The sequence below is a fragment of the Chromatiales bacterium genome, from assembly GCA_014762505.1.
Taxonomy (GTDB): Bacteria; Pseudomonadota; Gammaproteobacteria; order SpSt-1174; family SpSt-1174; genus SpSt-1174.
The window spans coordinates 175813-199633 of the sequence record JABURS010000043.1; the positions used below are offsets into that span (position 1 = coordinate 175813).

Below are 23821 nucleotides of genomic sequence, written 5' to 3' on the forward strand. Positions count from 1 at the left end.
GCCGAGCCGGTGATGCGGGTGCCCGCCACCCCCACGCAGGCCAATACCGGCGGTGACATCTTCGGCGGCTGGCTCATGTCGCAGGTCGACATCGCGGGTTCCATCCCCGCCGTACTGCGTGCCCGGGGCCGTGTGGTCACGCGCGCGGTGAAGGAGATGAGCTTTCTCAAGCCCGTCTACGTCGGCGACATGGTGAGCCTCTATGCCGAGGTCAGCGAGACCGGCCGCACCTCCATCACCGTGGATGTGCAGGTCTATGCCCAGCGCAACCCGGTGGCGCTGGAGACCCACAAGATCTCCGACGCGCGACTGACCTATGTCGCCGTCGACGAGAAGGGCCGCCCGCGTCCCCTGCCGGATGCCGGGCCGGAAACCACCTGATCGATTCAACCACAGACGCAAAACCAACAATCAGAGCAGGAGTAGGGAGGAAGACATGCCCAACCATATCCCGTCCATCGGCCGCCGCCTCGCGCTGGCCGTCGCCATCGGCGCCACCTGCGGCAGTGCCCACGCCGCCGGTTTCGCCCTCATCGAACAGAGCGCCAGCGGCATGGGCAACGCCTTCGCCGGTGCCGCCGCCATTGCCGATGATGCCAGCACCGTCTGGTTCAACCCGGCAGGCATGACGCGTCTGGGCAAGGACCAGGTGGTCGTGGCGGTGCACTACATCGCGCCGACTGCGGAGTATACGGATAGCGGAACCTCCACGGTCCCTGGTGGTGGCCCGGACGATACGACCGACGAGGTGGGTATCGTCGGCAACTTCTACTACGTGCGTGACCTGGGGGACGATGTGAAGTTCGGCCTGGGCATCAATACGCCCTTCGGCCTGGCCTCTAAATACGATGCCAACTGGATCGGGCGCTACCACGCCATCGAGTCCGAGATCGCGACGCTCAACATCAATCCGTCGCTGGCCTCGAAGGTCACCGACAAGCTGTCGCTGGGTGTCGGTTTCAACGTGCAGTACATCGAGGCGAAGATCAGTTCGGCGGTTGACGGCACCAATGTCGGGCAGCCGAGTAATGGCTTTGCCGAGCTCGAGGGTGACGGGATCAGCTTCGGCGCCAACTTCGGCATGCTCTACGAATACTCGGAGCGTTCGCGCATTGGTATCGCCTATCGCTCCAAGGTGGCGCATACGCTGGAGGGTGATGCGAAGTTTGACAACCTTGCCCCAACAGTTGTCGCGCCGGGCGTGACGCTCTTTGAAAATACATCGGCCTCCGCAGCCGTCGATCTGCCACAGATGGCCTCGCTCAGCTATGTGCGTGAGATGAACGACCGGCTCACCCTGCTGGCCGATGTCACCTGGACCGGCTGGAGCAGCTTCGACGAGCTGCGGGTGAACTATGACAGCACCCAGCCGGATGCCGTCACCACCGAGGACTGGGAAGATGTCTGGCGCTATTCCATCGGCATGAACTACCGCTACAGCGATGCACTCACCCTGCGTGCCGGGGTGGCCTACGACGAGGAGCCGATCCCGAGTGCCGAGCGCCGCACCCCGCGCATCCCGGGCAACGACCGTACCTGGCTGGCGCTGGGCTTCGGTTATGCGCCGTCGGCCGATCTGCAGTTCGATTTCGGCTATGCCCACCTGTTCGTCAAGGATGCCGATATCGACAACACGCTGGAATCGGCGATCAGTCCGCACACCCTGACCGGCAGCTACGAGGCAGACGTCGACATCTTCAGCGCCCAGGTCACCTGGAAGTTCTGAGGCGGTCTTCGGGGCGTAACAAAAAAGCCGGGCACTGCCCGGCTTTTTTCATGCCTGTTGCCCGTGTGGCAGCCCGGGTCAGGCGGCGGTGATCCGGGCGTAGAGCTGGTCCTTGAGGTGCAGGCGCTGTTTCTTCAGGTCCTCGACGACCTCGTCGGAGGGGGTCTCGATCTCCTGCTGGACGCGGCGCAGCTCGCGGTCGAGCGCGTGGTATTCGTCGAAGAGCTTCGCGAAATGGGCATCCTGGGTCTTGAGCGCGTGGATGCGCTCACGGTGTTCCGGGAATTCGTGCAGCAGGTCGTGGTGCTCGGCAAACATGCGGGTTCCTCGTGATGGACATGGCTGGTGTACCGGGAGCCCCGGCCACGGTTTCACTATGCCCCTGTCGGCGCGGCGGGGCATTGATGCGGATCAATGGGGCGGGTCGCAGCGGGCAGGGCTGGAATAGAACAGACGGGTATCACGTCATCCTTGCATACGTGGCCGTCTTCGGCGGCCCGGGTGCCGGTCATCTCCCGGCGCCGTACCGGTTCCGACGTCCCTGTGGCGCGGAAGGCAAGCACTGACGGGAAGCTTGGGCCGCCTTCGGGCGGCCCGTTTTTTTGCCTGCCGGCCCGCGGGCATTCACAGGCCGCGGCGCAGCCGCTTGAGGCCGTCCTGGTAGGCGGCCCAGGTCACCGGGTCGATGTCGCCGCGTTCGTCCGGGTAGGTCATGCGCCCGGGGTCGAAGTCGCCGAGGGGAATGGTCTCGCTGAGCCGGAGCTGTTCGCCGTCGGCGGCGAAGACCAGGATGAGGGTCTGGCCCTCCATGCCCGGCAGCACGGCGCCGATGAGGGCAGTGCCGGCCAGGCCGCGGGCGTTCAGGAGTTCGGCCTGTTCGCCCCGTGGCACGACGAGGGTGCCGAGAAGCTGGTGTACGGTGTCGCGGCAGCCCAGGCAGATGTCGAAATCGGCATGCGCGCCGGTTTTGTGCACGGCGGCCTCGACATCCGGGTGGTGCAGCCAGGCGTCGGCCGGGCGCAGGGGGTGCCGGTTGGGCATGCCGTTCGGCAGCAGGCGGGGGGCGTCCTCCTGGCAGCAGGGGCAACGCCAGCGCCCGACATCCGGGCCGGCGACGACGTTGGTCGTGCGGCGGGTCTTGGCGGGGTCTGTCATGGGCCTCCCGGTGTCGTCTCTCCGCCTCGAGTATACGGCCAGTGTCTCGCGGTGAAAAAGCGGGGCATGTATGCTTGTTCCCATGACACAGCCCGCCCGTTTCCGCGCCTTTCGCATCCATGCCGACGCCGAGCCCTTGCAGGCCGGTATCGAGACCCTGGGTCTCGACGACCTCACCCCCGGGGACGTGGTGGTGCGGGTGCATTACTCCAGCGTCAACTACAAGGACGCCCTGGCGGGTACGGGCCGGGGCCGTATCCTGCGCCGCTCGGCGCTCAACGGCGGCATCGATGCGGCCGGCATCGTCGCATCCTCCGAATGCCCGGACTTCGCGCCGGGCGATGCCGTGGTCGTCACCGGCTGTGGCCTGAGCGAGACACTGGATGGCGGCTATGCCGAGTACCTGCGCGTGCCGGCCGATTGCCTCTGCCCCCTGCCCGAGGGGATGGGCCTGGCCGAGGCCATGATCATCGGCACGGCCGGCTTTACCGCCGCACTGGCCATCCACCGCCTGGAGGAGAACCACCTCGTGCCGCAGGCGGGGCCGGTGGCCGTGACGGGGGCGAACGGTGGCGTGGGGCAGATGGCCATCGACCTGCTGGCCGCCCGTGGCTATACGGTCACCGCCTATACCTCGCGGCCCGAGCATGCCGAGACGCTGCGGGCCCTGGGCGCGGCCGAGGTGCGCGACGTGGCCGAGCTGTCGGCCGGGGAGGGGCCGCTGGGGAAGACCGAATGGGCGGCGGCCGTGGACAACCTGGGCGGCGACGCCCTCTCGGCCCTGGTGCGCCGCACGCAACCCTTTGGCTGCGTGGCGAGCATCGGTCTGGCCGCCTCGCATCGACTCGATCTCACCGTCATGCCCTTCATCCTGCGCGGGGTCAGCCTGCTCGGCATCAGCTCCGCGAACTGTCCCTGTGCCCTGCGCCGCCGGATCTGGGCGCGGCTGGGCACCGACCTGCGGCCGCGCCGGCTCGATGCCATGCACGCGCGCACCGTGACACTGGAGGAGCTCCCGGCGGTCTTCGACGACCTGCTGGGCCGGCGCCTCACCGGCCGTGTGCTGGTGACGATAGGCGCAGATGGCGAGGAGGGCACCTGAGATGAAACTCACCGTATACGGGGCCGCTGGCGAGGTCACGGGCTCTGCCCACCTGATCGAGGTCGGGGGGCATCGCGTGCTGTTCGACTGCGGCCTGGTCCAGGGCAGCCCCAGGGACGAGGCGCGCAATGCCGAGCCCTTCCCCTTCAATCCACAGGCGCTCGATGCGGTGGTGCTGAGCCATGCGCACATCGATCATTCCGGGCGCCTGCCCCTGCTGGTGAAGAACGGCTTTCGCGGCAAGATCTACACCCAGCGTGCCAGCCGCGACCTGTGCAAGATCATGCTCAAGGACGCGGCCTTCCTCAACGAGCGCGACGTCGAGTGGGAGAACCGCAAGCGCGAGCGCAAGGGTCTGCCCCTGCTCGAACCCCTGTACTCGGTGGACGATGCCACCGCCACCATGCGGCAGTTTCGCGCCATCGACTACGACGAGGAGGTGGACATCGTGCGCGGCCTGCGCATCCGGCTGCGCGATGCCGGCCACATCCTCGGCTCGGCCATCGTCGAGATCTGGCTCAGTGAGGACGGCGTCGAGAAGAAGCTCGTCTTCAGCGGAGACCTGGGACAGAAGAACATGCCCATCCTGCGCGATCCGCGGGTGGTCAAGGAGGCCGACCTGGTGCTGCTGGAGAGCACCTATGGCGACCGCGAGCACCGCAGCGACGTCGACACCCTGGAGGAGATCCGCCTGGCGATCCAGGCCGCCGCCGAGGCCGGCGGCAACCTGCTCATCCCCTCCTTCGCCGTGGGGCGCGCCCAGGACATCCTCTACCTCTTCGGCAAGCACTACGACGACTGGGAGCTGGATCACTGGCAGATCTTCCTGGACAGCCCCATGGCCATCGAGGCCACCCGGGTCTACATGCAGCACGACGATCTCTATGACGCGGAGGCGCGCGAGCTGTGGAAGCAGCACAAGGCCGAGAGCCTGTTGCCGAACTTTCACTGGAGCCACACGGCCAAGCAGTCCATGCAGCTCAACAACGTGCGTTCCGGCATGATCGTCATCGCCGGCAGCGGCATGTGCACGGGCGGCCGCATCCGGCATCACCTCAAGCACAACCTCTGGCGCAAGAACACGCACATCATCTTTCCGGGGTTTCAGGCCAAGGGCACGCCCGGGCGCGCGATCGTCGACGGTGCCGAGTTCGTGCAGCTGTGGGGCGAGCAGGTACGGGTGGCGGCCACGGTGCACACCATCAACGGGCTCTCCGCCCATGCCGACCGCCACGGGCTCACCGAGTGGTACAGCCACTTCGAGGGCCGGCCGCCGGTGCTGCTGGTGCATGGCGAGGCCGAGGCCCAGGCGGCCTTCGCCGAGCACCTGCGCCAGACGCTGCAGGCCCCGGCACGCATCGCCCAGCGGGGCGAGGCCATCGACCTGGCGGCACCACTGCACTGGTGATGTCTGGAGAAGGCGCGGCGGCCACCGGGGCGCCCGACCTTCTTGCCGGTCTCCTTACAGATCCCGCCACACCTCGATGATCTCCGCATCCTCCGCGCTCGGGCGCTGCGAGAAGCCCAGGAATTCAGCCAGCTCCAGCATGGGCCGGTTGCCGGCCAGCACCTCGCCTTCCATGCGCCCGAGCCCCCGGGCGCGGGCGGCCTGCATGAGGCTCTTCATCAGCTGCGAGCCGATGCCCCGGTGGTGCCAGCGGTCGTCCACCACCAGGGCGAATTCGCAGCTCTCGCGGTCGGGGTTGGTGCTGTAGCGGGCCACGCCGAGCTCGCGTTCCTGGCCGTCGATCTCGGTGACGGCGATGAAGGCCATCTCCTCGTCGTAGTCGATCTGCGTGAAGCGCACCAGCATCTTCGGGGTGAGTTCGTGCAGTGCCTGCATGAAGCGGAAGTAGCGCGACTCGTCGGACAGGTTGCGCACGAAGTCGCGCTCGATCTCGGCGTCCTCCGGGCGTATGGGCCGGATGATGATGCGGGTGCCATCCGGCAGCTGCCAGTCCTGGACCAGGTCGTGGGGATAGGGGTGGATGGCCATGTGCCCGTAGCGGTCGAGCGAGCTGCCGGGCGGGGCGACGACGATGCGCGCATCGGCCGCCACCACGCCAGCCTCGTCGGCCATCAGCGGGTTGATGTCCAGTTCCTGCACCTCGGGCAGCTCGCAGACCAGGTCCGAGACCTTGAGCAGCGTGTCTTCCAGGGCCTTCAGCCGGACCGGCGGAAGCTGGCGGAAGCTGCCCAGCAGGCCGGCGGCGCGGGTCTGCCCGATCATGGTCTCGACGATGCGGGCATTGAGCGGCGGCAGGGCCACGGCCCGGTCGTGCAGGATCTCCACGGCGGTACCGCCCAGGCCGAAGCTGATGGCCGGGCCGAACACCGGGTCGCGCACCACGCCGATCATGAGCTCGCGGGCGTTGCGGTTGCGCACCATGCGCTCGATGGTCACGCCGCGGATACGCGCCTGCGGCGCGTGTCGCCGTGCCGTCTCCACCAGCTCTACGTAGGCGGTACGCACGGTCTGTGCATCCCCGAGGTTGAGGCGCACGCCGTCCACGTCGCTCTTGTGGGTGAGGTCGGGCGAGTCGATCTTCATCGCGACCGGATAGCCCACGGTCTCGGCGGCGATGAGTGCCTCGTTGGCGCTGCTGGCGGCCACCGCCCGTGTCACCGGGATGTGGAAGGCGGAGAGCACCGCCTTGGATTCGGTTAGGCTGAGCACCTGCCGGCCCTCGGCCAGCGCCGCCTCGATGATCATGCGCGCGGCCGCGCGGTGCTCGTCGGCGCGTTCGGCCAGCGGCCCCGGTACCTGCAGCAGCAGTTCCTGGTTGCGTGCGTAGGCGGCCAGGTAGCCGAAGGCCTCCACCGCCGCCTCGGGGGTGCTGAACGCCGGGATGCCGGCATGACTGAAGCGCTCGCGCGCCGCCTCGACCTGGCCGTCGCCCATCCAGCAGGCCAGTACCGGTTTGTCGCTGCCGGCGGCGGCCTCGATCACGGCCTGTGCGGCGCCGTCCGGATCGGTCATGGCCTGGGGCGTGAGCATGGCCAGCACCCCGTCGCAGGCCGGGTCCGCGAGCAGCGTGGATACCGCGACGCGGTAGCGCTCCGGCGGGGCGTCGCCCAGCACGTCCACCGGGTTGCCGTGCGACCAGTGTTCGGGCAGGGCCTTGTCCAGTGCCGCGATGCTGTCGGCGGAGGGGGGCTCGATGGACAGCCCCACCTCGATGGCCCGGTCGGTGGCGATCACGCCGGGCCCGCCGCCGTTGGTGACGATGCCCAGCCGGTTGCCGCGCGCCTGCAGGTCGCGGGCCAGGATCTCGGCCGCGGCGAAGAACTCGGAGACGCTGTGGGCGCGTACCGCCCCGGCACGCTCCAGGGCCGCGTCGAAGACGTCGTCGGCGCCGACCAGGGCACCGGTATGCGAGGCCGCGGCCCGCGAGCCCGCCTCGTGGCGGCCGGCCTTCACCGCGATCACCGGCTTGAGGCGCGCGGCCACACGCAGCCCGCTCATGAAGCGCCGCGCCTTGCGGATGCCCTCCACGTACAGCAGGATGCTCCGGGTCTTGCCGTCCATGGCGAGGTAGTCGAGCAGGTCGCCGAAGTCGAGGTCGGCGGCATCGCCCAGGGAGATGACGCTGGAAAAGCCCACACCGCGGGCCTCCGCCCAGTCGAGGATGGCCGTGCACAGGGCGCCGGACTGGGAGACGAGGGCCAGGTTGCCCGGGCGGGCGTTGTTGCGGCTGAAGGTGGCGTTGAGTCCGATGTCCGGGCGCATCACCCCCAGGCAATTGGGCCCGACGATGCGCATGTCGTAGCGCCGGGCCGTCTCCGTCAGTTCCTGCTGCAGGCGCTCGCCCTTGCGGCCCATCTCGGCAAAGCCCGCGGTGAGGATCACGGCCGCGCGGATGCCGTGTTCGCCGCAGTCGCGGATGATGCCGGGCACGGTCGCCGCCGGGGTGGCGATGACGGCCAGGTCCACCGGGGCGTCGATCTGGTCCAGCGAGGCGAAGCAGCGTCGGCCCTGCACCCGCTTGTGCTTCGGGTTGACGGGGTAGATCTCGCCCCTGAAGCCCGCCGCCAGCAGGTTGGCGAAGACGCGCGTGCCGACGGCATTCTCGCGCTCGCTGGCGCCGAATACCGCGAGGCTGTGCGGGCGAAAGAGTTTGTTGAGATAATGCGGACCCATGCCTTCCGTCTCCGTGCCTTTGCAGAGACTATAACAGCAGGCCCCATCCAAGGAGCTGCCATGCTCGTCGGTCTGATCAGCCACCCGCTATGCCTAAAGCACGAGATGGGCGCCCATCATCCCGAGTGCCCACAGCGCCTGACGGCCATCGAGGACCAGCTCATTGCGCAGGGTCTCAACATGATGTTGCGCCACTATGACGCGCCGGCGGCCACCCGCGAGCAGCTCGAGCGGGTACATGCCCCGTCCTATGTCGACGAGATCCATGCCCGCGCCCCGGCCGAGGGCCTCGTGTCGCTCGACCCCGATACACTGATGAATCCGCATAGCCTGGAGGCGGCCCTGCGCGCCGCGGGCAGCGCCGTGCTGGGCGTGGACCTGGTGATGCAGGGCGAGATCGGCGCCGCCTTCTGCAACGTGCGACCGCCGGGGCATCACGCCGAACGTGACCGGGCCATGGGTTTTTGCATCTTCAACAACGTGGCCGTGGGCGCCGCCCACGCCCTGGCCGCACATGGGCTCGAGCGCGTGGCCATCGTGGACTTCGACGTGCACCACGGCAACGGCACCGAGCACATCTTCGCCGACGAACCGCGCGTGCTGTTCTGCTCCACCTTCCAGCACCCCTTCTATCCCCACACCGGCGCGGAGACGGACACGCCACACATCGTCAACGTGCCGCTGCCCGCCGGTGCCGACGGCAAGGCCTTCCGCGAGGCGGTGAGCGCCCACTGGCTGCCGCGACTCGAGGCCTTCGCCCCCGAGTTCATCTTCATCTCCGCCGGTTTCGACGGCCACATCGAGGACGACATGGCCATGCTCGCCCTGCGCGAGGACGACTACCGCTGGGTCACGCAGCAGATACAGGCCGTGGCACACCGCCATGCGCAGGGACGCATCGTCTCCTGCCTGGAGGGCGGGTATGAACTGCACGCGCTGGGGCGCAGCGCGTTTGCGCATATCGATGCGCTGGTGGATTAGGGTCGCCCGGTAGGAGGCCGGCCCTCCGGCCGATGGGGCGGCTTGCGGGCATGGGTGTCATCGCCGAGGGGGCTCGGCTCCTACCGTCCCTGCCCGTTTCCAGATGTAAGACGTCAGGTGTAGGAGCGCCCGCAAGGCGCGATACCCAGAGGTGATCCGTGTGCCGGCCGGTTTTGCTCTGTGACCTCTGTGATCTCTGTGGCGCATGGATGTTCGCCTCATGACGCGATGCCCATGCCTGTCAGGCGGCCTGTCCGTTCACCCCTCGCCCAGTTCCTCGACGGCACGGATGCGCGCTGCGTGTATCGCCCCGCCCAGTGCCTCACCGCGCAGGCCCTGGGCGACCAGCGGGGCCGGGTCGATGGCGCGTGCGGCGGCCAGGGCATGGCGCATGCGCTCGGCCTGGGGGTAGGGGCTGTCCTCGAAGCCGGTGCGGCCGCGGCTGTCGGCGTGGCAGGCAATGAGGAAATTCTCGAAGCGTTCGGGGCGGCGAAAGGCGTCGGTGCGTTCCAGGACCTCGACGATCTCCGCTGCATCGATCTCCTCGGCGCGGTGCACGTGGCCGTGCCATTGCGCGGTGATGACGGCGAGTTCGCGGTATTCGCGCGGGGCGCGGTAGCGGTCGCAGAGCTCCTCGACGAGCTGCACGCTGCGCGCCTCGTGGCCCCGGTGACTGGGCCATTGCTCGCGTGGCGTGGTGCCCTTGCCGAGGTCATGGGTGAGGGCGGCAAAGCGCGTGGCCGGGTCGGGCGTGAGCCGGGCGCACTGCTCGAGCACCATCAGGGTGTGCACACCGGTGTCGATCTCCGGGTGCATGTCCGGGTTCTGGGGGACGCCGAACAGGGCGTCGACCGCCGGGAACAGGCGGGCCAGCGCGCCGCAGTCGCGCAGCACCTGGAAGAAGACCTGGGGCGCGTCCTCGGCCAGTGCGCGCACGAGTTCCTGCCATACGCGTTCGGGCACCAGGGCATCGACCTCGCCGGCCGTCACCATCTGTTGCATCAGCTGCCGCGTGTCCCCGGCCACGCGAAAGCCGAGCGGGGCGTAGCGGGCGGCGAAGCGCGCCGTGCGCAGGATGCGTACCGGATCCTCGGCAAAGGCGGGGGAGACGTGGCGCAGCAGGCGCGCCTCGAGATCTTTCCTGCCGCCGAAGTAATCGATCAGCGTGCCGTCGGGCGCCTCGGCCATGGCATTCACGGTGAGGTCGCGGCGCCTGAGGTCTTCTTCCAGCGTCACGTCCGGGGCCGCGTGGAACACGAAGCCGTGGTAGCCGGGCGCGGTCTTGCGCTCCGTGCGCGCCAGCGCGTATTCGGCCTTCGTCTCGGGATGGAGGAACACAGGGAAGTCCTTGCCTACGGGCCGGAAGCCCTGGGCGACCATCTCTTCCGGGGTGGCGCCCACCACCACGTAGTCCCGTTCTTTCACGGGCCGGCCGAGGAGTGCATCGCGCACGGCGCCGCCAACGAGGTAGATCTGCATCGGACTATGGTAGCGCGGACGCCGAGGAAAAGACGATAGCCGCCACAGCAGACACCACGTGAAACTGCCTCGCAATCACCTCTGTGTGTTCTGTGCCCTCTGTGGCGACCAGACTTAGCGGCCCGCGCGTTCGCGCAGGATCGGGTAGCGCGCGTTGCGGTCGGCCTTGCCCAGGTAGGTGGGGACGACGGCCTCGGGCGAGGTCGGGCAGCGCCGGCCGTTGTGGCACACGCTGTCGACCTTGAGCGAGTGGTAGTTGTCCAGCGAGAAGAACTTGCCCGGCAGCAGGTATTCCGAGAGCAGGGCGACGAGCTTCGAGAGGGCGTCCGGCAGGCCGATGATCAGGCGGCGATGGCCGCTGGTGCGGGCCACATAGGCCACGATCTCGCGCAGGCTGTAGGCATGCGGGCCGCAGAGGTCGTAGCGCTGGTTGAAGCTGCTGCGATCCTCCAGCGCCTGCAGGAAGGCGTCTACCACGTCACCCACGTAGACCGGCGCGAAGCGGGCGTTGGGGCAGGTGAGCGGGAAGATGCCGGGGGTCATCTTCACCAGGCCGGCGAAGCGGTTGATGAAGCTGTCGCCGGGGCCGAAGATGACCGAGGGGCGGAAGCTGGTGACGGCCACGGGCGCACTGAAGGTGTGCAGGTGGTTTTCCGCCTCGCCCTTGCTGCGCAGGTAGTGGCTGGGGCCGCTGCCGGCGTCGGCATGCAGGGCGCTCATGTGCAGCAGGCGCTTCACGCCGCAGGCCTTGCAGGTCTCCAGCACGTTGCGCGGCAGGTCCACGTGGGCGCGGCGGAAGCCGCGGCCGTCATGTCCCTTTTCGTTGAGGATGCCCACCAGGTTGATGACGGCATCCATGCCCTGGAAGTGCTGTTTCAGTACCCTGGGGTCGTGCACGTCGGCCTCGACGAGGCGGACGCCCGGAAAGACCAGCAGATCACGGTGACGCTGGATGCGGCGGGTGAGTACCGTGACCTCGCGGCCACTGGCGATCAGCTGGCCGACGAGGTGCGAGCCGACGAAGCCCGTGCCGCCCAGTACGCAGACCTTCCGTACATGCATGATTCTGATGTTCCTGTCACTGGTGGGTCGTTGGGTCGGGCGGTGCCGGAATCCGGCACTGCCCGCAGTGTCCGGACGGGTATACTAGAGTAAAGCCCAGTCAAAACCAAAGGAGTCGGCAATGAGCTTCTGTTCCATGAACCCCGCCAGCGGCGAGGTCCTGGCCGAGTACGACACCTGGGAGGCGACGCGCATCGAGGAGGCGCTGGCCCTGGCGGCGAAGACGCAGCCGGTGTGGGCGGCACGCCCCTTTGCCGAGCGCCGCGCGCTGCTGCAGCAGGCGGCGGCGGTGCTGCGCGAGCGCCGCGAGCATTATGCGCGACTGGTGACCCTGGAGATGGGCAAGCTCTACCGCGAGGCCCTGGGCGAGGTGGACAAGTGTGCGCTGGCCTGCGAGTACTACGCCGAGCACGGCGAGGGCTTTCTCGCCGACGAGCCCATCGAGTCCGATGCGGGCAAGAGCTTCGTCGCCTATCAGCCGCTGGGCGTGGTGTTGGCGGTCATGCCCTGGAACTTCCCTCTGTGGCAGGTGATCCGCTTCGCCGCCCCCGCCCTCATGGCCGGCAACGTGGGGCTGCTCAAGCACGCCTCCAACGTGCCGCAGTGCGCCCTGGCCCTGGAGGAGGTGTTTCGCGAGGCGGGTCTTCCCGACGGCTGTTTCCAGACCCTGATGATCTCCGCCTGCCAGGTGGAGGGCGTGCTGCGCGATCCGCGCGTGGCGGCGGCCACGCTCACCGGCAGCGAGCCCGCGGGGCGCAGCGTGGCGGCCGTGGCCGGCAGCGAGATCAAGAAGACGGTGCTGGAGCTGGGCGGCTCGGATGCCTTCGTGGTGCTGGAGGATGCCGACCTCGACTGGACGGTGAAGCAGGCGGTGACCTCGCGCTTTCTCAATGCCGGGCAAAGCTGCATCGCCGCCAAGCGCTTCATCGTGGTGGATGCGGTGGCCGAGGACTTTCTCGCCGCCTTCAGCCAGGCCGTGGAGGCACTGCAACCGGGCGATCCCTTTGCTGACGCCACCACGCTGGCGCCGCTGGCCCGTAGCGATCTGCGCGATGAGCTGCACGAGCAGGTGCGCGACTCCATCGCCGCCGGTGCCGTGGCCGTCACCGGCTGTGCGCCGGTGCCCGGCGAGGGCGCCTATTACCAGCCATCGATACTCGATCAGGTGGCGCCGGGCATGCGCGCCTACCACGAGGAGCTGTTCGGCCCGGTGGCCATCGTCATGCGTGCGCGCGATGAGGACGACGCCGTACGCCAGGCCAACGACTCGCGTTTCGGCCTGGGGGGCAGCGTGTGGACCCGCGACAGCGCACGCGGCGAGGCGGTGGCACGCCGGCTGGAATGCGGCTGCGCCTTCGTCAACGGTCTGGTGAAGAGCGATCCACGCCTGCCCTTCGGCGGGGTGAAGGCCTCGGGCTATGGTCGCGAGCTCTCGCGCCATGGCATCCGCGAGTTCGTCAACGCCAAGACCGTCTGGATCAAGTAAGCGGGTATGCCCGGCTCTGCTGTGGGCGGGACTCGCCTGAGGTGGTTGTGCGCACTCGCCATGTCGTGCTGTTTCGTGTCGATGGCGCCTGCCGACGACAACAGCGTACCGGTCGATGCCGCCGGCGTGATCGCCGAGATCCGTTTCGAGGGCAATGACGTCACCAAGGATGTGATCCTGCGCCAGGAGCTGACCGTGGCGCCGGGCGATCCGGTCGACCGCGAACGCATCGAGGCCTCGCGCCAGGCCATCATGAACCTGGGGCTGTTCAAGCGCGTGCGGGCGCGTGTCGAGCCGCTGGATGCGGCGGGCTCACCGGAGCCACAGGTGGTCGTCTTCGACGTGTCGGAGAAGTGGTACATCCTCCCCCTGCCCAAGGTGGATCAGGATGCCGACGGTGACTACTCCTACGGCTTCGAGCTGACCTGGGACAACTTTCTCGGTTACAACCAGCGGCTGGAGCTGCTGCACGAGACCACCGAGCGCGAGGGTGGGCGCGAGGAGGTGAAGAAGGAGTTCGCCTACGAGATCCCTCGCATACCGGGCACCGACCTCGGTTTTTCGGCCGCGTTGCGGCGCGTGGATTCCGTGCAGGAGGAAGTGGACCCGCTGCTGGGTGTCGGCGAGTACGACCTGCAGCGTGACGACCTTTCCTGGACCCTGTCACGCTGGTTGCAGCGCCGTGCGCCTAGCCGCGGCTGGCGCGGCAGTGTGGGCAGCAGCATCTTCAAGGAGAATTACAGTTATCGCCAGGGGGTTGCCGGGCTGCTGGTCGATCGCAAGGTCGTCGAGACCTGGTTTGGCGCGACCTTCCACGATGTCTATGAACTCCCCTATCACCGGGAAGGGATGGAGTATGGCTGGACGCTGGCCCTGTCTGCCCAGGATCTCGGCAGCGACGATGGCTACCAGCGACTGGACCTGTTTCATCGTGCCTACCTCTACCCGGTCGCCTGGAACGACGACAATCTCAACACCCAGTTGCGCCTGGGCTACGCACGCGGCTACGACGAAGGGATTTATGCCTACCGCATCGGCAGCTCCAAGACGTTGAGGGGGTTCGACCGCGACGATCACGAGGGCGATGTCATGGTGCTGCTGAACCTGGAGTACATGAAGCCCATCCTCGGTCGCCGCAGCCTGCGTGGCGTGATCTTTGCCGATGTCGGCAACGTCTACGAGGAAGGTGCCCCCGATCTCACCGATCTCGAACTGGGAGGGGGGCTGGGACTGCGCTGGAAGGTGCGCTCCCTGGTGCGCACCGACCTGCGCGTCGACATCGGCTGGGGCGTTGGCGAGCCGGATTACGAGGTGTATGTCGGCACCAGGCAGACGTTCTGAGGTCGTTGCTATTCGGCCTCGGGCCGCCCGAAGTGGTACCCCTGTCCCCAGTCCACACCGATGTCGCGCAGCATGGCGGCGGTGGCCTCGTCCTCGATGAACTCGGCAATGGTGATCAGGTCGAGCTCCTTGGCGATGTCGCGTATGCCGCGCAGGATCGCGCGGGTGCGCTTGTCCTCCCGCGCGCGTCTCACCAGGCTGCCCTCGATCTTGAGGAAGGACACCGGCAGGTCCACCAGATACTCGAAAGATGAATAGCCCGAGCCGAAGTCGTCGATGGCGATGCGCAGGCCGAAGTCGATGAGCGGGGCGAGGATGTCGCGCGCATCCTGCACGTTGCCGAGGAATTCCCGCTCGGTGATCTCGATGACCAGCGGCTTGGTGCAGTTGGGGTCGCTGTTCGCAAAGCAGCCGGCACAGGCCTCGCGTGCGACGCGCAGGATGTCCTCCACCAGTTCGGGGTGTCGCAGCAGGTCGGCCGAGGTGTTGACGAAGTGCGACATGCCCCGCGGGTTGCGCGACTGCATGGCCATGCAGCGGCGGATGCTGTGCGTGGCGATGATGTGGTCGATCTTGTGCGTGAGCTGCAGGTGATTGGCGGCCTCGATGAAGTGGCCGGCGGCCAGCAGCGTGCCGTCCGTCTGGCGGATGCGGGCCAGCGCCTCGTCGGCGACGACCTGGCCGGTGTTCAGGTCGACGATGGGCTGGTAGGCCGGTATCACCCGGCCCTGCTTGAGGGCGTTTTCCAGTTCGCCGGCGATGGAGAAGATCTGCGGGATCTGACGCTGGCTGGTGGCCACGCGGTTGCGCCCGCCGCGCTTGGCCTCGAACAGGGCCGAGTCGGCGGCGGCCAGCAACTGGTCCACGCTGTCCGCCTCGTCCGGGAAGCTGGCGATACCGATGCTGACGGTGGTCTTGAGTTCGTGCCCCTGGACGACGATGTCCAGGACCTCCACCGCGCGGCGCAGGTGCTCGGCCAGGTGGGTGGCCGTCTGCAGGTCGGTGCCGGGCAGCACGCAGATGAATTCCTCGCCGCCCCAGCGCCCGATCCAGTCGGTCTTGCGCAGGGCGCCGACGCTGGCGTTGACGGTCTCGACCAGCACGGCATCGCCGATGGCGTTGCCGTAGTTGTCGTTGATGAGCTTGAAGCGGTCGAGGTCGAACAGCAGTACGGACAGGGCCTCGTGGTCACGCTGTGCACTACCGACGGTCTTCTCGATGATCTCCTGCATCGCGTGGCGGTTGAACAGCCCGGTGAGTGTGTCGTGCCGCGATGCATGGCCGGCCGAGACCGCCTGGCGGCGGGCATGGGGATCGAGGGCGAAGGTGCCGTCCAGCAGTGATGCCACGATGATGGGAAGTGGCCGGTTGGCCTGCGTGAGCTGTATCAGCCGGAAGTCCAGGCGATAGGGTGCGTCTGCGAGCCGGATATCGCAGTGATAGCTCTGCACGCCGTGTACGTCCATCGCCTGCGCTGCCGCCTGGCAGGCCTGCCTGAAGTCGGCGGGCACGAGGTCGCAGACCGCGTCGGGATCGAGCGCGCCTTCGGGGATGGCGAAGACCTGACGGAAGGCACGGTTGAAGCCCAGCGGCCGATGCCCGGTGTCGAGGATCAGGATGGGTTGCGGCATGGCATTGGCCAGGGCGCGCAGGGTTTCCATGGACGACGGGCTCAGCGCCGCGTCCAGCGTTTCATGCAGATACATGGAGTTCAATCACCTGGCCTGTTGGTGGTGGCCCGTGCGTTTTCTCGTACGGCACGCACTTGTGGGGCCAGTATATCGGTTTGGCAGGCGGGCTTCATGCGCAGTGGCATATCCGCATATGCTGATGCGCTATCAGGCCAGGGGGGCGAGCGGTCAGCCGCCGGTCATGGACATGAAGCGGATGACCTGGTCGGGTTTTTCGCGGAACTCGTGGCGTTCGGGCTTGAGGTCGATGGCCTTCGCGATCGCCTCGCGCAGGCCGTCATCGTCGATACCGGCGCGCAGCAGGGGGCGCAGCTCGAAACGGTGTTCCTGGCCGAGGCACATGTACAGCGTGCCGTCCACGGCCAGGCGCACGCGGTTGCAGGTCTCGCAGAAGTGCTGCGAGATGGGCGTGATGAAACCGATGCGCAGGTCGGTGCCGGCCACCTGCACGTAGCGCGCCGGTCCACCGCCCGGCATCACGCCCGGGATGAGTTCGAAGCGCCGGGCCAGGCGGGTCTTCACCTCCTGCAGGTCGACGTACTGGCTGCTGGCCTCGCGCCCGGTGTCGCCTACCGGCATGGTCTCGATGAAGCGCAGGGTGAAGTCGTGCTCGATGCAGAAGGCGACCATGTCCTCGACCTCGTCGTCGTTCACGCCCTTCATCACCACCATGTTGATCTTGATGGGGTGGAAGCCCGCGGCCTTGGCCGCCATCAGGCCGGCGAGGACCTTCTCGAGCTTGCCGCCGGTGATCTGCCGGAAGCGCTCGGGCTGCAGCGTGTCGAGGCTGACGTTGATGCGGGTGACGCCCGCGTCCTTGAGCGCCGCGGCGTGTTTGCCCATGCGCGTGGCATTGGTCGAGAGCGAGAGGTCCTCGATGCCCGGCAGGGCGGCCAGACGGGCGGCGAGCCCCGGCAGGCCCTTGCGCACCAGCGGCTCGCCGCCAGTGAGACGCACGCGCTTCACGCCCAGTTCGCCGAAGGCGCGGATCACGCGCTCGATCTCGTCGAAGCTCAGCCAGTGCGCCGGCTCCTCGAAGTCGCGAAAGCCCTTGGGCATGCAGTAGAAGCAGCGCAGGTCGCACTGGTCCGTCACCGAGAGGCGCACGTACTCGATGCGGCGGCCGAACTGGTCTGTGAGGGTCTGGGGCATGCCTGGGTCGCGGGAGTCTGCCGGGAATCAGGCGGCGAGTATAACCCAGCCCCGGGGACGTGCAATGAAGACCTCATGAAAACAAGGGCTTAGCATGCGGCCCGTGATGGTCTATAAAAGGTCACCCGCCGGTCATAAGGCGGGGTTATTAAAGATTTTTAGTCTTGATAGACTCGGTTTATCACCAAATAAAAAACACTGTTTTGTCATTGCGCAGCCGGGCCCGCAGACTTGACTGCGGAATTTTGCGCGCCCGGCGCGTGGCGCGCCGAACGAACGAGACTACCGAGGTGCTTGCATGAGCGCATTACCCGAATTCGAGAACCACAAGAAACAGGAAGTCCACTATTCCACCTGTTACATGTGTGCCTGCCGCTGCGGCATCAAGGTCACGGTGGAGGACAACAAGGTCCGCTTCATCCAGGGCAACCGGAACCACCCGGTCAACAAGGGCGTGCTCTGCGCCAAGGGCAACTCGGGGATCATGAAGCAGCAGTCCCCGGCCAAGCTGCGCGCCCCGCTGCGCCGCAAGCCGGGCACCGAGCGTGGTGCCGGCGAGTTCGAGGAGATCTCCTGGGACGAGGCCATGGACACCCTGACCAAGCGCCTGGAGCACATCCGCGCCACCGACCCGAAGAAGCTGGCCTTCTTCACCGGCCGCGACCAGATGCAGGCCCTTACCGGCCTGTGGGCCACCCAGTTCGGTACCATCAACTGGGCCGCGCACGGCGGTTTCTGCTCCGTGAACATGGCGGCCGGCGGCCTCTACACCATGGGCCATGCCTTCTGGGAGTTCGGTGATCCGGACTGGGACCGCACCAAGTACTTCATGATGTGGGGCGTGGCGGAAGACCATGCCTCCAACCCGATCAAGATCGGCCTGGAGAAGCTCAAGCGCCGCGGTGCCAAGTTCGTCGGCGTGAACCCGGTGCGCACCGGCTACCAGGCCATCGCCGACGAGTGGATCGGCGTGCGCCCGGGCACCGATGCCATGCTGGCGCTGTCCTTCATCCACGTGCTGCTGAAGAACGACCAGTTCGACTGGGAATTCCTCATCCGCTACACCAACTCCCCCTGGCTGGTGGTCAACACTCCGGGCCAGAAGGGCGACGGCCTGTTCTACCGCGATGCCGACGGCAAGCCGCAGGCCTGGGACCAGGACAAGAATGCCCCGGTGGACGCCACCCAGCCGGAGATCAAGCCGGCCCTGTTCGGCGAGTACACCGCGCCGGACGGCACCCCGCTAAAGACCGTGATGACCATCCTGGCCGAGAAGTACCTCTCCGACGAGTATTCGCCGGAGAATGCCGAGAAGGTCACCGGCGTGCCGGCCGAGACCATCGAGCGCCTGGCGCTGGAAATGGCCCACGTCGCCTTCAAGGAGACCATCACCGTCGACGTGGAGTGGACCGACGTCCACGGCCGCAAGCACGACAAGTTCATCGGCCGTCCGGTGTCCATGCACGCGATGCGCGGCATCTCGGCCCACTCCAACGGCTTCCAGGCCTGCCGTGCCATCCACCTGGTGCAGATCCTGCTCGGCTCCATCGACTGCCCCGGCGGTCACCTGGCCAAGCCGCCGTATCCCAAGCACATCCCGCCGAACATCAAGCCGGCGAAGGAGATGGCGCCGAACACCCCGCTGAAGTCGCCGCCGCTCGGTTTCCCCAAGGCGCCGGAAGACATGGTGATCGACGCCGAAGGCAACCCGCTGCGCCTGGACAAGGCCTACAGCTGGGATGCGCCGATGGCCAACCACGGCATGATGCACATGGTCATCACCAATGCCGTGAAGGGTGATCCCTACCCGATCGACACCATGATCTTCTTCATGGCGAACATGTCCTGGAACTCCACCATGAACACCAAGAATGTTCAGGACATGCTGCGCGAGAAGGATGCGAACGGCGAGTACAAGATCCCGTTCCTGGTGGTGGCCGACGCCTTCCACTCGGAGATGGTCAACTTCGCCGACCTGGTGATCCCGGACACCACCTACCTGGAGCGTCACGACACGATCTCCATGCTGGACCGTCCGATCTCCGAGCCGGATACCGCGGCCGATTCCATCCGCCAGCCGATCCTCAAGCCCGAGGGCGACACCCGTCCGTGGCAGGAGGTGATGGTGGAGCTGGCCTCGCGCCTCAAGTTCCCGGCCTTCACCAAGGAAGACGGTTCGCGCAAGTTCGCCGACTACAAGGACTTCATCGTCAACTTCGAGAAGGAACCCGGCATCGGCTTCCTGTCAGGCTGGCGCCTGGACGAGAACGGCAACGAGGTGCATCTGCGCGGCAAGCCGAACCCGAAGCAGTGGGATCGCTACATCGAGAACCAGGCGTTCTTCGCCTACCATCTGCCGGAAAACGTGCGCTACTACCGCTTCGCCAACAAGGACTACCTCGAGCTGGCCAAGCACGCCGGCTGGGTGGGCTCCACCGATCCGATCATCATGGAGCTCTACTCCGAGACCCTGCAGAAGTTCCGCCTCGCCGGCATGGGCCTGTACGACGGCCCGATGCCGACGCAGGAGCATCACAAGCAGCGTCTGCGTGACTACTTCACCCCGCTGCCGGAGCAGTACAAGCCGATCGAGCAGTCGCGCATCAACGAGGACGAGTACCCGTTCCACGCGGTCAACCAGCGTCCGATGTTCATGTACCACTCCTGGGATTCCCAGAACGTGTGGCTGCGCCAGATCATGTCGCAGAATTTCCTGTACATGAACCGTCAGCAGGCCACCAAGATGGGCATTGCCGACAAGTCCTGGGTGTGGGTGGAGTCGCACAACGGCAAGATCCGCGTGCAGGTGAAGCTCATGGAGGGCGTCGAGCCCAACACCGTGTGGACCTGGAACGCCATCGGCAAGCAGTCCGGTGCCTGGGGCCTGAAGAAGGGCGCCAACGAATCCACCAAGGGCTTCCTGATGAACCACCTCATCAGCGAGCTGCTGCCGAAGAAGGGCGACGCCAACGACAACGTCACCAACTCCGACCCGGTCACCGGCCAGGCCGCCTGGTATGACCTGCGCGTGAAGATCACGCCGGCCGCCCCGGGTGAGGAAGGCTCCTGGCCGACCTTCGACACCATGAAGCCGCTGCCGGGTATGAAGGAGTCGCCGGACGTGCTGCGCTACCACGCGCACGAGCCGGTGCGCCTGGTGCGCGACATGAAGGACGTCCTCACGCGCGGCGAGAAGTGGCGCAAGGACTAATGCATCGAGGAGATGCGGCCCCGGCAGGGGCCGCCCTGGGCATCCGAACAAAGCATTACGGAGAAGACCGATGAGACTCGGACTTGTAATCGACATCGATACCTGCGTGGGTTGCCACGCCTGTGCCACCGCTTGCAAGCAGTGGAACACCTCGGGTACCACTGGCCCGCTGACCGACTATCGCCCCTATGGCGAGAATCCCTCGGGCGTGTGGTTCAACCGCATCCGTCACTACGAGATCGGCGACTACCCGAACAACAAGACCATCAACTTCCCCATGTCCTGCATGCACTGCGAGGACGCGGACTGTGTCACCGTCTGCCCCACCGGTGCCTCCTACAAGCGCGCCGAGGACGGCGTGGTGCTGGTCGACCAGACCAAGTGCATGGGCTGCAACTACTGCTCCTGGGCCTGCCCCTACGGCGCGCGCGAACTGGACCGCGAGAGCGGCACCATGAAGAAGTGCACGCTGTGCATCGACCGTATCTACGACGACGAGCTCGAAGAGATCGATCGCCAGCCGGCCTGTGTCATCACCTGCCCGGCGCACGCGCGCTACTTCGGTGACTTCGACGACCCGAATTCCGAGGTCAGCAAGCTCGTGCGCGAGCGTGCCGGCATGCAGCTGATGCCGGAGCTCGGTTACAACCCGACCAACCGTTACCTGCCGCCGCGCCTGACCACGCCGATCCCGACCGACGACGTCCGCAAGACCGACCTCGTCAGCTCGGTGAAGCAGTGGGTCAACAAGGCCATTGCGCGCTAAGGCAACGGTTCACGAATTCAGAGGGAAGCAACCATGCATCCAGCATTTTCCGTCATCTTCTTTACCGTCACTTCCGGTGCCGGCTTCGGGCTGTTCACGCTGCTGGCCATCCTGCACGTGTTCGGCCTGGTGGACATGACCCAGGAGACCATTCTCTGGGCCGGGATCATCGGCATCGTGCTGGTGGCGGTGGGCCTCATGTCCTCCACCTTCCACCTGGCGAATCCCAAGAACGCCTGGCGCGCCTTCTTCCGCTTCAAGACCTCCTGGTTGTCGCGTGAAGGCGTCTTCGCCGTGCTGTTCTATCCCTTCGCGCTGCTTTACCTGCTGGGCGTGTTCCTGCAGGGTGCCGACATCAGCGGCTTCTTCGGCGCCATGGGCCTGATCGGCGCCGCGCTGGCCGTCATCACCATCTTCAGCACCGGCATGATCTACGGCTGCCTGAAGACCATCCGCCAGTGGAACACCGCGCTTACCCCGGCCAACTACATCTTCATGGGTCTGGCGCTGGGCGGCCTGCTGATGGTCTCTGCCCTGTCCTACCAGGAAGGCGCCGACGTGATGGGCGTGACCGGCCTGACCGTCACCCTGCTGGCCATCGCCGCGCTGGCCAAGGCCGTGTACTACTTCTGGGTGGCCAAGGTCACCGGCCCGACCATCAACACGGCCACCGGCTTCACCCGCGCCGCCGTGCGCCTGCTGGATACCGGGCACACCGCCGGCACCTTCCTCACCGAGGAATTCGGCTACGAGCCCGACCACAGCGTGGTCACCGCGCTCAAGACCCTGGTGTTCGCCCTGGGCTTCGGCCTGCCCATCCTGCTGCTGGCCCTGGTGTTGGCGGGTCAGGCCGGTGTTGGCATCGTCGTGTGGGCCACGGTCTCGGCCTTCCTCGGCATCATCGCCGAGCGCTGGCTGTTCTTCGCGGAAGCCCGCCACGTGGTGAACCTCTATCACGGTGCCCAGCACACCTGATAGCGACTGTTAGCGGATCTTTTGACCGATGGCGGTGTTGCGACGCCGACTGCCTGCTCATTACCTGGAATGGTGACTGCGCTGCTCGTTCGACGCCGTGCCGTGCCCTCGGTCAAAATCTCTCGCTGAAAGAGAGTGCCTGGTTCAAAAAAGCCCACCGCGTGCGGTGGGCTTTTTTCGGCTTGCAGAAATCTCAGGCCAACCAGGAGAGCGGGCTGCGCTTTCGCGGTACACGCGCTTCCGGCGAGACGTCGTCCGTCTCGCGTGACCACTGCGCGAGTCGGCCGCGCATGTCGACGAGCACGGCCGCGTGGTCATCGCAGGCTGCCAGGTTGCGGAACTCGTTCGGATCCGCCTCGAGGTCATACAGTTCCTCCGGCGGGCGCGGGCCAGTGATCGGCAGCCGGTCTTCCGGTGGCAGCAGCCCCTGGCTCAGGGCGCCGCGGATCCACTTCAGCGTGGGCGAGCGGTTTATGTCCGAGGGAAACGGCATGGGGTCCTCGAAGTACTCGTTGCGGATGTACTTGTGGCGCGTCGTGCGTATCGCACGGCTGTGGTCATCCAGGTCGTGCCAGTTGCGCTCAGCGAAGATGGCCTCGCGCCCCGCTGCGCCGGCATCGTTCAGCACGTTCGCGAGGCTCATGCCCCGCGTGTCCTCGGCGATGCGCGTATCGGCCAGCTCGGCCATGGTGGGCGCGAGATCGAGCAGGGTGGTGAGCTGGTCGCGTGTGCCTGCCGCATAGGTGCCGGGCTGCGAGACGATGAGCGGCACGCGGATGCCGGGGTCGTAGAGAAAGCCCTTGGCGCGCGGGAAGGGCAGGCCGTTGTCGCTCACGAACACCACCAGCGTGGAGCGTTCGAGGTCGTGCTGGCGCAGGTAGGCGAGCAGTGCGCCGATCTTGGCGTCCATGGCGGTGATCGCCGTGTAGTAGCGCGAGAAGTCCGTGCGTATCGCCTTCGAGTCCGGCAGGTAAGGCGGCAGCTTCACGGCCTCCGGCGGGTAGCTAGCGCGGGTGAGCTTGAGGGCATAGGGCCGGTGCGGCTCGTAGTAGCCCACGCAGAGAAAGAAGGGCCTGTCGGCTGGCCGCTGCTTGAAGAAGCGTGGCCAGGCCGTGGCCCATGGGCTGTAGTAGTCGAAGCGGCCGCGGGCCTTCGGCCCGAGGTGCAGCTTGCCGATGTTGCCGACGAAATAGCCCTGTTCCCTGAGGCGGTCGGCGAGGATCGGTTCGTCGTCCGGCATCGGGGTATGCAGGTCCTCGGTGCGCATGGTGTGGGCGTACTTGCCCGTCCAGAGGCTGGATCGGCTGGGGCTGCACTGGGGGCTGGTGACGAAGGCCTGCGTGAACAGCAGGCCGCGTTCGGCCAGGTTGTCGATGTGCGGCGTTCTGAGGGTGGGGTGGCCGAGGCAGCCGAGATCTTCCCAGCCGGCATCGTCGGCGATGAGCCAGAGGATGTTCGGGCGGTTGCTCATATCCCACCTTCGGTTCGGCTTGAAAACCTCCAGTCTCGTCCGTCCATATGAAGGCCTGATGTCGTTCGGTGGACGAATTCGG

General features: G+C 66.8%; 18 protein-coding genes. 10 read left to right on the forward strand and 8 right to left on the reverse strand.

Features of this window, described 5'->3' with window-relative positions; all coding sequences use genetic code 11:
• The first annotated feature begins 12 nt into the window (after window positions 1-12).
• Both HUJ28_12635 and HUJ28_12640 read left to right on the forward strand, forming a co-directional pair.
• Window positions 13-381, forward strand: a complete 369-nt coding sequence (locus HUJ28_12635) for an acyl-CoA thioesterase (protein MBD3620309.1) — start codon at window positions 13-15, stop codon at window positions 379-381.
• Between the two features lie 55 nt (window positions 382-436).
• Complete coding sequence (locus tag HUJ28_12640; GenBank protein ID MBD3620310.1) at window positions 437-1726, forward strand: outer membrane protein transport protein; 1290 nt, start codon at window positions 437-439, stop codon at window positions 1724-1726.
• 78 nt (window positions 1727-1804) lie between these two features.
• Here HUJ28_12640 and HUJ28_12645 read toward each other — a convergent pair whose 3' ends face one another.
• Together HUJ28_12645 and HUJ28_12650 are read right to left on the reverse strand one after the other, a co-directional pair.
• Complete coding sequence (locus HUJ28_12645; protein ID MBD3620311.1) at window positions 1805-2044, reverse strand: YdcH family protein; 240 nt, start codon at window positions 2042-2044, stop codon at window positions 1805-1807.
• 306 nt (window positions 2045-2350) lie between these two features.
• On the reverse strand, window positions 2351-2881 hold the full coding sequence (locus HUJ28_12650; GenBank protein MBD3620312.1) for a hypothetical protein: 531 nt from the start codon (window positions 2879-2881) through the stop codon (window positions 2351-2353).
• Between the two features lie 82 nt (window positions 2882-2963).
• Between HUJ28_12650 and HUJ28_12655 the strand changes: the two genes are divergently transcribed.
• Entirely contained in the window at window positions 2964-3983 is a 1020-nt protein-coding gene (locus HUJ28_12655; protein MBD3620313.1) for a YhdH/YhfP family quinone oxidoreductase, read from the forward strand.
• Window positions 3964-5391: an MBL fold metallo-hydrolase gene (locus HUJ28_12660; protein ID MBD3620314.1), complete on the forward strand. Its 1428-nt coding sequence runs from the start codon at window positions 3964-3966 to the stop codon at window positions 5389-5391. Before HUJ28_12655 ends, HUJ28_12660 begins: the two co-directional genes overlap by 20 nt.
• Window positions 5392-5445: 54 nt before the next feature.
• Here the strand turns inward: HUJ28_12660 and HUJ28_12665 are convergent, their stop codons facing one another.
• A complete protein-coding gene (locus tag HUJ28_12665) occupies window positions 5446-8124 on the reverse strand; it encodes a bifunctional acetate--CoA ligase family protein/GNAT family N-acetyltransferase (protein ID MBD3620315.1) in 2679 nt (892 codons plus the stop codon).
• 60 nt (window positions 8125-8184) lie between these two features.
• Here HUJ28_12665 and HUJ28_12670 point away from each other — a divergent pair, with 60 nt between their 5' ends.
• On the forward strand, window positions 8185-9105 hold the full coding sequence (locus HUJ28_12670; GenBank protein ID MBD3620316.1) for a histone deacetylase family protein: 921 nt from the start codon (window positions 8185-8187) through the stop codon (window positions 9103-9105).
• 258 nt (window positions 9106-9363) lie between these two features.
• On the opposite strand, the gene HUJ28_12675 is transcribed toward HUJ28_12670, so the two are convergent.
• Entirely contained in the window at window positions 9364-10584 is a 1221-nt protein-coding gene (locus HUJ28_12675) for a multifunctional CCA addition/repair protein (GenBank protein ID MBD3620317.1), read from the reverse strand.
• A 114-nt stretch (window positions 10585-10698) separates the two neighbouring features.
• Window positions 10699-11655: a complex I NDUFA9 subunit family protein gene (locus HUJ28_12680; GenBank protein ID MBD3620318.1), complete on the reverse strand. Its 957-nt coding sequence runs from the start codon at window positions 11653-11655 to the stop codon at window positions 10699-10701.
• 112 nt (window positions 11656-11767) lie between these two features.
• Here HUJ28_12680 and HUJ28_12685 point away from each other — a divergent pair, with 112 nt between their 5' ends.
• Together HUJ28_12685 and HUJ28_12690 are read left to right on the forward strand one after the other, a co-directional pair.
• A complete protein-coding gene (locus HUJ28_12685; protein MBD3620319.1) occupies window positions 11768-13132 on the forward strand; it encodes an NAD-dependent succinate-semialdehyde dehydrogenase in 1365 nt (454 codons plus the stop codon).
• 81 nt (window positions 13133-13213) lie between these two features.
• Window positions 13214-14473, forward strand: coding sequence for a BamA/TamA family outer membrane protein (locus tag HUJ28_12690; GenBank protein MBD3620320.1), 1260 nt, complete (start codon window positions 13214-13216; stop codon window positions 14471-14473).
• Window positions 14474-14481: 8 nt separating this feature from the next.
• On the opposite strand, the gene HUJ28_12695 is transcribed toward HUJ28_12690, so the two are convergent.
• Both HUJ28_12695 and moaA read right to left on the reverse strand, forming a co-directional pair.
• Window positions 14482-16179: a bifunctional diguanylate cyclase/phosphodiesterase gene (locus HUJ28_12695; GenBank protein MBD3620321.1), complete on the reverse strand. Its 1698-nt coding sequence runs from the start codon at window positions 16177-16179 to the stop codon at window positions 14482-14484.
• Between the two features lie 153 nt (window positions 16180-16332).
• A complete protein-coding gene (gene moaA / locus HUJ28_12700; protein MBD3620322.1) occupies window positions 16333-17316 on the reverse strand; it encodes a GTP 3',8-cyclase MoaA in 984 nt (327 codons plus the stop codon).
• Between the two features lie 298 nt (window positions 17317-17614).
• Here moaA and HUJ28_12705 point away from each other — a divergent pair, with 298 nt between their 5' ends.
• The 3 genes from HUJ28_12705 (at window position 17615) to HUJ28_12715 (ending at window position 22268) form a co-directional block, all read left to right on the forward strand.
• On the forward strand, window positions 17615-20527 hold the full coding sequence (locus HUJ28_12705) for a molybdopterin-dependent oxidoreductase (GenBank protein ID MBD3620323.1): 2913 nt from the start codon (window positions 17615-17617) through the stop codon (window positions 20525-20527).
• A gap of 70 nt (window positions 20528-20597) precedes the next feature.
• Complete coding sequence (locus HUJ28_12710) at window positions 20598-21293, forward strand: 4Fe-4S dicluster domain-containing protein (protein ID MBD3620324.1); 696 nt, start codon at window positions 20598-20600, stop codon at window positions 21291-21293.
• A 33-nt stretch (window positions 21294-21326) separates the two neighbouring features.
• Entirely contained in the window at window positions 21327-22268 is a 942-nt protein-coding gene (locus HUJ28_12715) for a dimethyl sulfoxide reductase anchor subunit (protein ID MBD3620325.1), read from the forward strand.
• 193 nt (window positions 22269-22461) lie between these two features.
• Here HUJ28_12715 and HUJ28_12720 read toward each other — a convergent pair whose 3' ends face one another.
• Window positions 22462-23739: a sulfatase gene (locus HUJ28_12720; protein ID MBD3620326.1), complete on the reverse strand. Its 1278-nt coding sequence runs from the start codon at window positions 23737-23739 to the stop codon at window positions 22462-22464.
• Between the last annotated feature and the right edge of the window lie 82 nt (window positions 23740-23821).